The following is a 13,067-nucleotide window of genomic DNA, read 5'->3' on the forward strand; positions in this document are numbered from 1 at the left end:
GAGGTAGATAGGTTCGAGGTGGAAGCGTGGCGACACGTGCAGCTGACGAATACTAATCGATCGAGGACTTAACCAATTACTTTCATGATTCACTTTGCATTCAACCGTTTCAATGTCCGTTGTATCCAGTTTTGAGGGCGCAAGCACTCAAACATAGTCCAGTGACGATGGCAAAGAGGCCACACCCGTTCCCATCCCGAACACGGCAGTTAAGCTCTTTTGCGCCGATGGTAGTTGGGGGTCTCCCCCTGTGAGAGTAGGACGCCGCTGGGCATTCAGAAAAAGGTCGTTACCGCGCAAGCGGTAGCGGCCTTTTTTTATTTGGATATAGAAAGAACTTTGTTTGAAAATTTATATTTATAGAAGATTAAAAACCACTAGAGTGGGAAAATTAAAAATGAGGTGGTAAGAATGAAATCAGGCATATACAAAGTAGAAGTAACAGATAAAAAAACAGTATTATTAAAATCATTGGATGAAGAAAGTGAACAATATACTTTTCCGATGAGTGAATTTACTCATGAAGTAACTGCAGGAGATGTTGTAGAGATTTGGCTCGAAGGAATTAAGTGGAGAACTAAATATCTTGAAGAAGAGACTAAGTCAGCAAAAAGTCATTTAAAAGACTTTAAAAAAAGAATTCTTGAAGAGGATTAACTGATAGACCCGGAATAATATATTCCGGGATTTTTTATTTTATATTCAGTACTTCATATTTGAAATCTATAAAAACCATGCGTTATAATTAAGTCAAATATAGTCAAAGTCAACTTTAGTAGATGGAATAAAGGGGTGAATGCGATGCGGAACATTTCTGATGTAATTGAAGGGTATTTGAAGCAAGTTATCGAATTAAGCGAGAGAGAATATATTGAAATTAAAAGAAGCGAAGTGGCTGAAAAGTTTCAATGTGTCCCTTCCCAGATAAATTATGTTATTAATACAAGATTTACTCCAGAGAGAGGTTACATGGTTGAGAGTAAAAGAGGTGGCGGTGGCTATATTCGAATAAAACGTATACGCCTTCACCAAAAATCCGACTTAATAGCTGGTGTCATTAAACATTTAGAGAATGGTGCTACTCAAAGTATGGCTGAAGATATTGTTTTTCGCCTATTAGATGAAGAGATTATAACAAAGCGGGAAGCAAAGATGATTTTGAGTGCTATCGATCGATCAACACTCCTGTTGGGTCTGCCTTTAAGGGATGAAATCAGAGCACGCATTTTAATAGCTATGTTATTTACAGTTCAGTTCCAGTCAAATTAGTAAGGAGTGGTACGATGATATGCAATCAATGCGGGGAACGTCCAGCATCTGTCTTGGTAAAACAAAAGAGAAATGGACAACTTACGGAAAGGCATTTATGTCATGTTTGCGCAGCGGAGAACCACAACTTAAACTTAGCTTTTGAACAAGATCCACTGGCTATTCACCAATTACTTTCAAATTGGTTTCCAGTACAATCTCCATCGGTTAATCCTGTGCAAAAAGAAGTTTCGGTATGTCCTTCCTGTGGATTTACATTTAATAATTTTTTGAAATTAGGTAAATTCGGTTGTGCGACTTGTTATGAAACGTTTGAATCGAACTTGGAGGAAATTTTCAAACGCCTGCATAATGGGAACAAAGAACATAGTGGGAAAATCCCAGCCTCTTATGGCAGCACATTAAAAATAAAAAAAGAAATAGAAGAGTTAAGAAAGCAATTAAAAGTTTCTATAGAAGAAGAAGAATTTGAAGAAGCAGCACGCTTGCGTGATCAAGTTAGAGAGTTGACCAAAGAGCTCGAAGGGAGTGCTAACCATGGCGATTGATCGTTTTCTGGAACCTAAAGCGAGCAGTTGGATGGCTAATGAAGGAGAAAATACCGATATAGCCATGAGCACTAGAATAAGGTTAGCAAGAAATCTTAATGAATTTAAATTTCCGTATGCTTTTACAGAAGATGAAGCTTTAAAAGTCGATAAGGCAATTTCTTCTGTTTTGTTAGATAAGGGGAAAGACTTGAATCAGGAATTTACCCATATCGATATCCATGAGGTTTCTTCGTTGCACAGGGAGTTGTTGGTGGAAAAGCATTTAATCAGTCCCCATTTAGCGGCAGGAGTACATTCCGGTTCTGTACTGCTTTCTAAAAACGAAGAACTAAGCATCATGATAAATGAAGAGGATCATTTGCGAATACAGAGTTTACAATCAGGATTTCACTTGCAAGAAGCTTATCAAATCGCTAATCAGTTAGATTCCTTGTTAGAGGAAAATCTGCAATATGCTTTTCATGAGAAGTTCGGATATTTGACCAGTTGCCCAACAAATACGGGAACAGGCATGAGAGCTTCAGTAATGCTACATCTTCCAGCTTTAACAATGTCTCAGCAAATCACTCGCATTATTCCTGCTATTTCACGCTTAGGAATGGTTGTGAGGGGTATCTATGGAGAAGGAAGCGAAGCTTTAGGAAATGTTTATCAGATTTCCAATCAATTGACGCTTGGTAAATCCGAATATGAAATTCTTCAGGATTTGCAGAATATGACTGAGCAAATTATTGAGCAGGAACGACGGGCGAGACAAGCAATTCTAAGCAATTCACCGCTTAAACTTGAAGATCGTATTTATCGATCACTCGGTATCCTGACTTATTCAAGACTACTAACCACTGAAGAGGCGGCTAAATGCCTTTCAGATGTTCGTCTGGGAATAGATTTAGAGTTAATAGAAAATATTGATATGTCTATCCTGAATGAATTGATGGTTTTTATGCAGCCCGCTTTTTTACAGCATTATTCAGAGAAACCATTGTCACCCAATGAACGTGATATCGCCCGGGCTAAACTTTTCCGGGAACGTTTGAAAGAAGAATACAAAATTAACGGAGATAAAGAAGGAGAGGATTCTGTATGATGTTCAACAGATTTACACAAAGAGCACAGAAAGTTCTTCAACTAGCTCAAGAAGAAGCAATTCGGATGAAGCATGAATCTATTGGAACAGAGCATATTTTACTTGGTTTAATTCGTGAAGGCGGCGGTATTGCTGCCAAAGCTTTGGAAGCGATAGAAGTTAATACGCAGTTGATCGAAGAAGGGGTTACGGAACTTGTCGGCATTGGCGAAAAAGACGTCGGACCGATTGTGCATTATACTCCAAGAGCGAAAAAAGTTATCGAATTATCAGTTGATGAATCCAGAAAACTGGGCCACTCTTATATAGGTACAGAGCATTTGCTGTTGGCGCTTATTCGTGAAGGCGAAGGTGTAGCTGCCCGTGTTCTTGGAAATGCAGGAGTAAGCTTGAATAAAGCTCGCCAACAGGTGTTGCAATTACTTGGCAGCAATGAGCAGGCTTCTACAGGAAGCAGCCCGAACGCGTCAGCCAATACACCGACATTGGACGGTTTAGCCCGTGACTTGACGCAAGTTGCACGCGAAGGTAGCTTGGATCCAGTAATCGGAAGAAGCGACGAGATTACGCGAGTGATCGAAGTATTGAGCCGCCGTACGAAGAACAACCCAGTGCTGATCGGGGAGCCAGGTGTCGGTAAAACGGCCATCGCAGAAGGGTTGGCCCAACAAATTGTGAACAATGAAATCCCGGAAACTTTACGTGACAAACGCGTAATGGTTCTTGATATGGGTACAGTTGTCGCTGGAACAAAATATCGTGGTGAGTTTGAAGATCGTCTGAAAAAAGTAATGGATGAGATTCGCCAAGCAGGCAATGTTATCTTGTTTATTGATGAACTTCATACGTTGATCGGTGCAGGCGGAGCAGAAGGTGCGATTGATGCTTCGAATATCCTTAAGCCAGCATTAGCAAGAGGGGAACTGCAATGTATTGGTGCTACAACTTTGGATGAGTACCGTAAATACATTGAAAAAGATGCAGCTCTTGAACGACGCTTCCAACCAATTCAAGTAGATGAGCCTACTGTGGAAGAGTCCATTCAAATCATCAAAGGCCTGCGTGATCGTTATGAAGCTCATCACCGTGTGAAAATTACGGATGAGGCAATTGATGCAGCAGCTAAGATGTCTGATCGTTACATTTCAGACCGTTTCCTGCCGGACAAAGCTATTGATTTAATTGATGAGGCGGGTTCGAAAGTAAGACTTCGTTCATATACGACTCCACCAGATCTTAAAGAGATGGAAGCGAAGCTTGAAGCTGCTCGTTCCGAGAAAAATGAAGCGGTACAAAGCCAGGAATTTGAAAAAGCGGCTTCTCTACGCGATGCAGAACAGAAATTGAAAGATCAATTGGAGAAGACCAAGAAAGAATGGAAAGAAAAGCAGGGCAAGGAAGAGTCTGAAGTGACTGTTGAAGACATTGCGAAAGTTGTTTCTATGTGGACAGGCATTCCGGTGTCGAAACTGGCTCAGACTGAATCTGATAAATTATTGAATCTGGAAGAAATTCTTCATGGACGTGTTATTGGTCAAAATGAAGCAGTCACTTCCATTTCAAAAGCGATCAGACGTGCGCGTGCAGGGTTGAAAGATCCGAAACGCCCAATTGGCTCATTTATCTTCCTTGGACCAACTGGGGTAGGTAAAACGGAATTGGCACGTGCTTTGGCTGAATCGATGTTCGGCGATGAAGATGCAATGATCCGCATTGATATGTCCGAATATATGGAAAGACATTCAACTTCTCGTCTGGTCGGTTCACCTCCAGGTTATGTCGGTTATGACGAAGGCGGACAGCTGACTGAAAAAGTGCGCAGAAAACCGTATTCCGTCGTGCTTTTAGATGAAATTGAAAAAGCCCACCCAGATGTATTCAATATACTGTTGCAAGTACTTGAAGATGGGCGTTTAACAGATTCGAAAGGCCGTCGGGTCGATTTCCGCAATACAGTCATCATTATGACTTCGAACGTCGGGGCTGAAGAATTGAAATACAATAAATATGTTGGTTTCAATTTAGAAGATGCCAAAACGGATTACAAAGATATGAAATCAAAAATGCTTGCAGAATTGAAAAAAGCATTCCGTCCGGAGTTCCTTAACCGGATTGATGACATGATCGTATTCCACTCTCTCGAAAAAGAGAACTTGCGTGAGATCGTGACATTAATGACAAAACAATTGGCTGATCGCTTGCAGGAGCAGGATATTAATCTGGAGTTGACAGAGGTTGCTCTCGATAAAATTGCCAAAGAAGGATACGATCCGGAGTACGGGGCTCGTCCTCTTCGTCGGTCACTGCAAAAACATGTTGAAGACCGCTTGTCTGAAGAACTTCTGAAAGGCACAGCATTAGCAGGTCAACGCATCATCTTTGATGTGGAGAATGATGAATTTGTGGTTCGGACAAAAGAACCTGTTAAGAAATAAGCAATAAGATATTCCGCTCGCCGGAGAAGTTTTCCGGCGAGCGGTTTTTCATTAGAAGGAGGAGCACATGGCTAAGAAGAAAACAAAATTCGTATGCCAATCGTGTGGATATGAATCGGCAAAGTGGATGGGGAAATGCCCGAATTGCGGTGTATGGAACCAAATGACCGAGGAAGTTGAAATGGCTGTTCCTAAAGGGACGAGAAGTACTTTTCAGCATACAGCTTCAGCACCTCAGAAAGCGACGCCCATCAATTCGATTGAAACAAAAGAAGAACCTCGCGTTACGACTGAGCTCAGTGAGCTGAACCGTGTACTCGGTGGGGGAATTGTACCCGGCTCACTCGTACTGATCGGTGGAGACCCAGGTATCGGGAAATCGACGTTATTGCTGCAAGTGTCGGCGATGCTGGCTAATAGCGGCAGTAAAGTTCTCTACATTTCCGGTGAGGAATCCATCCGTCAGACTAAACTGCGGGCAGAGCGTCTCGACGCATCTTCTTCCAATCTGTATATTTACGCTGAAACTAACCTCGAGTTGATCAACCATACAATCGAAGAAGTAAATCCGGATTTTGTTATCGTCGATTCGATTCAGACGGTTCATCATCCTGAAGTTACGTCGGCTCCCGGCAGTGTTACGCAAGTCCGTGAAAGTACAGCGGAATTGATGCGCATTGCCAAAACGAAGAATATTGCCATTTTCCTTGTGGGACATGTAACGAAGGAAGGGCAGATAGCCGGACCGAGAATTCTTGAACACATGGTGGACACGGTTCTTTACTTTGAAGGGGAGCGCCATCATACGTACCGGATTTTGCGCAGTGTCAAAAACCGCTTTGGTTCAACGAATGAAATAGCGATTTTTGAAATGCTGCAAAGCGGGTTAAAAGAAGTTTTGAATCCGTCCGAATTATTTCTCCAAGAACGATCAAGCGGAGCGGCCGGTTCGACAGTAGTGGCTTCAATGGAAGGGACACGGCCGATTCTGGTTGAAATTCAGGCACTTGTTACACCATCGAGTTTTAATTATCCGAAACGGATGGCGACAGGTCTGGATCAGAATAGGGTTTCGCTATTGATGGCGGTATTGGAAAAGCGTATGGGTATGCTGCTTCAGGCACAGGACGCTTATATCAAAGTGGCGGGCGGCGTTAAATTGGATGAGCCGGCCATCGATTTGGCTGTGCTGGCAAGTATAGTATCCAGTTACCGTGACGTTGCACCGAACGGTTTTGATTGTATTATTGGTGAAGTCGGATTGACGGGCGAAGTGCGGCGCGTTTCCCGGATTGAACAAAGAGTCCAGGAAGCGGCTAAACTTGGTTTTAAACGGGCAATTGTTCCGAAATCCAATATTGGCGGCTGGGATTTCCCGGAAGGTATCCGCGTAGTTGGAGTAGAAACAGTAAATGATGCATTAAAAGAGATTTTTCCACAATAGGAGGCCATGCCTCCTATATTTTTTTGTCAGTACAAGGTCTAAACAGCGTTTTATAAATGATATGTGTATAATTGGAATGAAGGAGGTGGAAATATGTTAAAAAGAATTATCCAGGTTTTATTTTTATTGATCGGTGCAACTGTCGGAGTTATATTCTTACCTTATGTTTTTGAACTCATACCTATCGTCGACAACCCTTGGATCAATAACGCAATTGTTTCTGCTCTTGTAGGAGCTATTCTATTTTTCTTATTATCATTATTGTTTGCCGATTCATTGGTGCGATTCATGAAGTGGATGGAAGAAAAGCTTCTTCGTGCCCCTACACCGGATTTGCTGTTTGGAACAGTGGGACTGATTATCGGATTGATCGTTGCATTTCTCATCGGTTTTGCTTTAAGTACGATTGATATTCCGCTTGTCGCGACTGCCGCTCCGATTATCCTGTCGGTGGTTCTTGGTTATCTCGGATTCCAGGTTGGATTCCAGAAGCGGGACGAGATGTTGAGCATGCTGACGCCATCGAAAATGGCGTTGACTGCTAAGAAAAACGATGAGGATCAGGAATTAACAGCGTTGCCAGTGAATAAAACAAATTACAAGTTATTGGACACAAGCGTCATTATTGATGGGCGGATTGCGGATATTTCAGCTACAGGTTTCATGGAAGGAACATTTGTCGTTCCGCAATTCGTGTTATCCGAACTGCAGCATATTGCGGATTCATCAGATACATTAAAGCGTACAAGAGGACGCCGAGGGCTCGACATCTTAAAGCGGCTGCAAAGTGAACGCGAAGGTGCCATCATGATTACAGAAGAAAGTTTTGATGAAGTGGCAGAAGTGGATTTGAAATTGATGCGTGCAGCCAAGAAAATGGGCGGGCAGGTCGTCACAAATGATTTTAATCTGAATAAAGTCTGTGAACTGCATAATGTGCCTGTCTTGAATATCAATGACTTGGCCAATGCTGTAAAACCCGTGGTTATACCGGGTGAAGATATGCATGTAGTCGTGATTAAAGACGGTAAAGAACAGAATCAGGGTGTCGCTTATTTGGATGACGGTACAATGATTGTTATCGAAGACGGCAAGAAATACATCGGCAATGCAATCGATGTAACAGTTACAAGTGTGCTGCAAACTTCTGCGGGACGTATGATTTTTGCTAAACCGCGCGGTGCTAAATGATGGATAAAAGGATGTAAGCTCATGAAATATACAGTTGTCTTGCCTGCCGCAGGGAGCGGCAAGCGGATGAAAGCGGATAAGAATAAATTGCTGTTGGAGTTATTCGATAAACCGATATTCATCTATACACTTGAAGTTTTTCAGCGGGATCCGAACTGCGAGGGGATTTGGCTTGCGGTAAAAGAGGAAGAACGGTCACTGATGGAAGATTTTGTGAAAGAATACGGGATTACGAAAGTGGCAGGCTTTGCTGTGGGCGGTGCTGAGAGGCAGGATAGCGTCCGGGCCTGCCTTAAGATGATTCCCGCATGTGACGTGCTGCTCGTGCATGATGCGGCGCGTCCATTTATCGATGCCGAAGTAATCTTGCATCTTGCAAAGGAAGCGGCGGCTTCTGGTGCTGCAATTGCAGGCGTTCGGGTAAAGGATACAATCAAAAAAGCGGAATCCGGTTTTATTACGGAAACGGTTGAGCGGGGAAAACTATGGATAATCCAGACGCCGCAAGCGTTTCGGTATTCATTGATAAAAGAAGCGGCGGCAGCAGCTTATGAAGCAGGATTTCTTGGGACGGATGAAGCCATGCTTGTGGAAAGGCTTGGCCATCCGGTAAAGATTGTTGAAAGCAATTATGAAAATGTGAAAATGACGACGCCGGATGATTTGATTTACGGCAAGGCTATCTTGGAAAGCCGCAGACAGGAGGAACAGCAATGATTCGGATTGGGCAAGGATATGACGTGCATCAATTGGTTGAAGGCAGACCGTTGATTTTAGGGGGGATTGAAATTCCTCATCACAAGGGCCTTCTCGGCCATTCGGACGCGGATGTTTTACTGCATACGATTACGGATGCGGCACTTGGAGCGATTGGCGGTGGCGATATCGGCAAGCATTTTCCTGATACGGACCCCGAATTCAAGGATGCCGATTCCCGTAAACTTATGACGCATATCTGGCAATATGTGAAAGAGCAGGGGTATGAACTTGGCAACGTGGATTGCACTGTGATTGCGCAAAAGCCGAAACTGGCGCCTTATATTGAGCAGTTGAGAGAATCGATCGCCGGTTTATTGGAAGCAGATGTTTCGCAGGTCAATGTCAAGGCGACGACGAATGAAAAGCTCGGATATTTGGGGCGCGAAGAAGGAATTGCGGCGCTTGCTGTGATCCTATTGGTGGAACGGAAGCTTTAAACGCTTTCCTTAGAGTGATAGAATAGCAAAAGATAAAAGTTTCTTAGGAGGAAATCTAATGACACAAGCAGTACGCGTACGCTATGCTCCGAGTCCGACTGGACACTTACATATCGGCGGAGCCCGGACAGCGCTTTTCAATTATTTATATGCACGCCATCATGATGGGAAATTCATCGTCCGCATCGAAGATACGGATACGGCCCGCAATATCGAAACGGGAATCGAATCGCAGCTGGATAATTTGAAATGGCTGGGTATCGAGCATGATGAGTCAGTTGATGTAGGAGGCGATTACGGTCCCTACCGCCAAATGGAACGCTTGGATATCTACAAAGGCTATGCGGATGAGATGCTTGAAAAAGGCTTGGCTTTCAAATGTTTCTGTACTGCGGAAGAGCTGGAAGCAGAGCGCGAGTCGCAAAAAGCGGCAGGCATTGCTGCACCACAATACAGCGGAACATGTCGCAACTTGACTGCTGAAGATGTAAAAGAGCGAGAAGGTGCAGGGAAATCCTATACGATCCGCGCGAAAGTGCCGGCTGACGTTACGTATAAGTTTGACGACTTGGTGCGTGGACCGATTTCATTCGAATCAAAAGATGTCGGCGATTGGGTGATGGTGAAGACAAATGGCATCCCTACGTATAATTTCGCTGTTGTCATCGATGACCATTTGATGAAGATTACGCATGTATTCCGCGGAGAAGAGCATTTATCGAACACGCCGCGGCAGCAGATGATTTATGATGCATTTGGCTGGGAGCATCCGACTTACGGCCACATGACATTGATCATCAATGAAGACCGCAAGAAACTGTCGAAGCGTGATGAGTCGATTATTCAATTCATCTCTCAATACAGAGAGTTGGGTTATATTCCTGAAGCGCTCTTTAATTTCTTCGCGTTGCTTGGCTGGTCGCCTGAAGGAGAAGAAGAGATCTTCTCGAAAGAAGAGTTGATCAAAATCTTTGATGCCAACCGGTTGTCGAAATCACCTTCAATGTTCGATAAGCAAAAATTGACGTGGATGAACAACCAATACATCAAACAGATGCCGCTTGAAGAAGTGGTTAAGCTTGCAGTGCCGCATTTGCAGAAAGCGGGCAAATTGCCGGAAACCATGGATGCGGAACAGCAGGACTGGGCACAGCGCCTTGTTGCTCTGTACCACGATCAATTGAGTTTCGGAGCGGAAATCACGGAGCTGTCTGAACAATTCTTCTCGGATGAACTTCATTACGGAGAAGAAGAGAAAGAAGTGCTGGCTGGAGAACAGGTGCCGGAAGTTATGGCTTCTTTCAAAGAACAGCTGGAATCACTGGAAGCATTTGAACCTGCTGAAATTAAAGCAGCGATCAAAGCGGTGCAGAAAGCGACAGGACATAAAGGGAAAAACCTCTTCATGCCAATCCGTGTTGTAACGACCGGGCAGACGCATGGTCCGGAATTGCCGGATGCGATTGCATTGCTTGGTAAAGATAAGACAATCGCTCGGGTAGCCCAGTACGCAAGCGCATAAGATTGACTTATGGCAACAAAAGTGTAAAATGAATTTACTATCAGAAAATCGTTGACGAGAAGAAGTACATGTAGCATGCTCTCTAGAGAAGATCACCGCCGGCTGAAAGTGATCCGGGCCGCTGCCACATGGAAATGCCTCTCCGAGTGCTGAGTCGAATCGAGTAGACCAGACGTTTCACCTGCGTTAAAGGTGCCGAGAGAAAAAGGGTGATCCCTTTTTAATCAGAGTGGAACCGCGCAAGCATGCGTCTCTGTCAATTTATTGACAGGGGCGCTTTTTATTTTGCAGTAAAAGGAGTTGAAAGAGATGTTCAAAGCGTTGAAAGAAGATGTGGATGTGGTTTTCGAGCAGGATCCGGCTGCCAGAAGCTTTCTAGAAGTGATCCTCACGTATTCCGGTTTGCATGCCATATGGGCACACCGGCTGGCGCATTTCTTCTTTAAGAATAAATTATTCTTCCTGGCACGTGTCATTTCGCAGATCAGTCGCTTTTTTACGGGTATCGAGATCCATCCGGGAGCGGTGATCGGCCGCCGGTTCTTTATTGACCACGGGATGGGCGTCGTCATCGGGGAAACGTGTATCATCGGCGATAATGTCACGCTTTTCCAAGGAGTGACCCTCGGCGGGACAGGAAAAGAGAGTGGAAAACGTCACCCGACACTCGAAGATAACGTTCTGGTGGCTACGGGCGCCAAAGTTCTAGGATCTATAACGATAGGTGAGGGTTCGAAAGTCGGAGCCGGTTCTGTCGTTTTGAGAAATGTACCGCCGAATTCGACGGTGGTTGGTATACCGGGGAAAGTGGTCATCCAGGATGGGGTGCGGATCAAGAAAGATTTCAACCACCAGGATTTGCCCGACCCGGTTGCAGATGTCTGCAACTCAATGGAAATGAAAATCGCCGAACTCCGTCGCGAAGTGGAATTATTAAAACAAGCCAGAAAGAAAGAAGGGAATGCCGAATGACAATCCAGATTTTTAATTCACTGTCACGAACAAAAGAACCTTTTGTTCCGCTCGAAGAGGGCAAAGTCAAAATGTATGTATGTGGTCCGACTGTCTATAATTACATCCATATCGGCAATGCCCGTCCCGTCATCGTTTACGATACGGTTCGCCGTTACCTCGAGTACCGGGGATATAATGTTCACTATATCTCGAACTTCACGGATGTCGATGATAAATTGATCAAGGCAGCCAATGAACTCGGAGAGACCGTACCGGAAATCGCTGAACGGTTTATCAAAGCCTATTTCGATAATACGGAAGCACTTGGCTGTGCAAAGGCTGACGCGCATCCGCGTGTTACCGAGCATATGGAGCAGATCATTGAATTTATCGAAGCGCTGATTGAGAAGGGCTTTGCTTATGAGTCACAGGGGGATGTTTATTATCGGACCCGCAAATTCGAAGGCTATGGCAAATTGTCGCATCAATCGGTTGATGAATTGAAAGTCGGGGCGCGCATCGAAACCGGCGACAAAAAAGAAGATGAGTTGGACTTTGTGCTATGGAAAGCGGCGAAGCCGAATGAAATTTCCTGGGACAGCCCATGGGGCGAAGGGCGTCCGGGCTGGCACATCGAGTGCTCGGTGATGGCGCGCGAACATCTGGGGGATACAATCGATATCCACGCAGGCGGCCAGGATCTGACATTCCCGCACCACGAAAATGAGATTGCGCAGTCGGAAGCTTACACAGGCAAACCGTTTGCCCGTTATTGGATGCATAATGGTTATATCAATATTGACAATGAAAAAATGTCGAAGTCATTGAATAACTTCGTGTTGGTGAATGACATCCTGAAAGAAATGGATCCACAGGTACTTCGTTTCTTCATGTTGTCGGTGCATTACCGCCATCCGATCAATTACTCGCAGCAATTGGTAGAAGATGCAGTGGCTGGACTGGAACGTCTGCGGACTTCTTATTCCAATCTGAAGCATCGCTTAAGTGTATCCGCTGAACTCGGAGACCATTCTGATATCTGGCTGGCAAAAATCGAAGAAATCAAAAAAGAATTCATTGAAACGATGGATGATGATTTCAACACGGCGCACGGCATTTCGAAGCTGTTTGATCTGTCCCGTCTGGCAAACACGTATCTATTGGAAAAACAGACTTCTTCCGAAGTGATGGAAACGTTCCTGTCAGTATTTGATGAATTAGCGGATGTACTCGGGTTGCCATTCAAACAGGAGGAAGAATTACTGGATGCAGAAGTCGAGGCTTTACTCTTGGAACGAATCGAAGCACGTAAAAACCGTGACTTTGCTCGTGCCGATGAAATCCGTGATTTATTCAAGGAAAAGAATATCATCCTGGAAGATACGGCCCAAGGCACACGTTGGAAGAGGGGGTAAGGG

12 protein-coding genes, 1 rRNA gene and 1 other annotated feature are annotated in these 13,067 nt (G+C 44.4%); all 13 genes read left to right on the forward strand.

Annotated features, from left to right (window positions below):
• Positions 1-157 precede the first annotated feature (157 nt).
• The 13 genes from rrf (at position 158) to cysS (ending at position 13,064) form a co-directional block, all read left to right on the forward strand.
• A 5S ribosomal RNA gene (gene rrf, locus DP120_RS16410) occupies positions 158-273 on the forward strand.
• Between the two features lie 138 nt (positions 274-411).
• The gene (locus DP120_RS16415; RefSeq protein WP_112224727.1) at positions 412-657 is read left to right on the forward strand and encodes a hypothetical protein; all 246 of its coding nucleotides are present in this window, start codon (positions 412-414) and stop codon (positions 655-657) included.
• Positions 658-801: 144 nt separating this feature from the next.
• A complete protein-coding gene (locus DP120_RS16420) occupies positions 802-1,269 on the forward strand; it encodes a CtsR family transcriptional regulator (protein WP_112224728.1) in 468 nt (155 codons plus the stop codon).
• Between the two features lie 14 nt (positions 1,270-1,283).
• Entirely contained in the window at positions 1,284-1,817 is a 534-nt protein-coding gene (locus tag DP120_RS16425; protein ID WP_112224729.1) for a UvrB/UvrC motif-containing protein, read from the forward strand.
• Positions 1,807-2,907: a protein-arginine kinase McsB gene (locus tag DP120_RS16430; RefSeq protein WP_112224730.1), complete on the forward strand. Its 1,101-nt coding sequence runs from the start codon at positions 1,807-1,809 to the stop codon at positions 2,905-2,907. Before DP120_RS16425 ends, DP120_RS16430 begins: the two co-directional genes overlap by 11 nt.
• Complete coding sequence (locus tag DP120_RS16435; protein ID WP_112224731.1) at positions 2,904-5,342, forward strand: ATP-dependent Clp protease ATP-binding subunit; 2,439 nt, start codon at positions 2,904-2,906, stop codon at positions 5,340-5,342. The genes DP120_RS16430 and DP120_RS16435 overlap by 4 nt, the downstream gene beginning before the upstream one ends.
• A gap of 67 nt (positions 5,343-5,409) precedes the next feature.
• On the forward strand, positions 5,410-6,786 hold the full coding sequence (gene radA, locus DP120_RS16440) for a DNA repair protein RadA (protein WP_112224732.1): 1,377 nt from the start codon (positions 5,410-5,412) through the stop codon (positions 6,784-6,786).
• 93 nt (positions 6,787-6,879) lie between these two features.
• Positions 6,880-7,977 (forward strand): PIN/TRAM domain-containing protein, encoded by a 1,098-nt coding sequence (locus tag DP120_RS16445; RefSeq protein ID WP_112224733.1) that lies wholly within the window; start codon positions 6,880-6,882, stop codon positions 7,975-7,977.
• Between the two features lie 21 nt (positions 7,978-7,998).
• A complete protein-coding gene (ispD, locus tag DP120_RS16450) occupies positions 7,999-8,694 on the forward strand; it encodes a 2-C-methyl-D-erythritol 4-phosphate cytidylyltransferase (RefSeq protein ID WP_112224734.1) in 696 nt (231 codons plus the stop codon).
• Entirely contained in the window at positions 8,691-9,173 is a 483-nt protein-coding gene (gene ispF / locus DP120_RS16455) for a 2-C-methyl-D-erythritol 2,4-cyclodiphosphate synthase (protein WP_084242209.1), read from the forward strand. Before ispD ends, ispF begins: the two co-directional genes overlap by 4 nt.
• Positions 9,174-9,231: 58 nt before the next feature.
• On the forward strand, positions 9,232-10,695 hold the full coding sequence (gene gltX, locus DP120_RS16460; RefSeq protein ID WP_112224735.1) for a glutamate--tRNA ligase: 1,464 nt from the start codon (positions 9,232-9,234) through the stop codon (positions 10,693-10,695).
• Between the two features lie 42 nt (positions 10,696-10,737).
• Positions 10,738-10,953 (forward strand) — a binding site (T-box leader).
• Positions 10,954-11,004: 51 nt separating this feature from the next.
• On the forward strand, positions 11,005-11,667 hold the full coding sequence (cysE, locus tag DP120_RS16465; protein WP_112224736.1) for a serine O-acetyltransferase: 663 nt from the start codon (positions 11,005-11,007) through the stop codon (positions 11,665-11,667).
• Positions 11,664-13,064, forward strand: a complete 1,401-nt coding sequence (gene cysS / locus DP120_RS16470; protein ID WP_112224737.1) for a cysteine--tRNA ligase — start codon at positions 11,664-11,666, stop codon at positions 13,062-13,064. The genes cysE and cysS overlap by 4 nt, the downstream gene beginning before the upstream one ends.
• Positions 13,065-13,067 lie beyond the last annotated feature (3 nt).

This window comes from Planococcus halotolerans, from assembly GCF_003289955.1.
Classification (GTDB): domain Bacteria; phylum Bacillota; class Bacilli; order Bacillales_A; family Planococcaceae; genus Planococcus; species Planococcus halotolerans.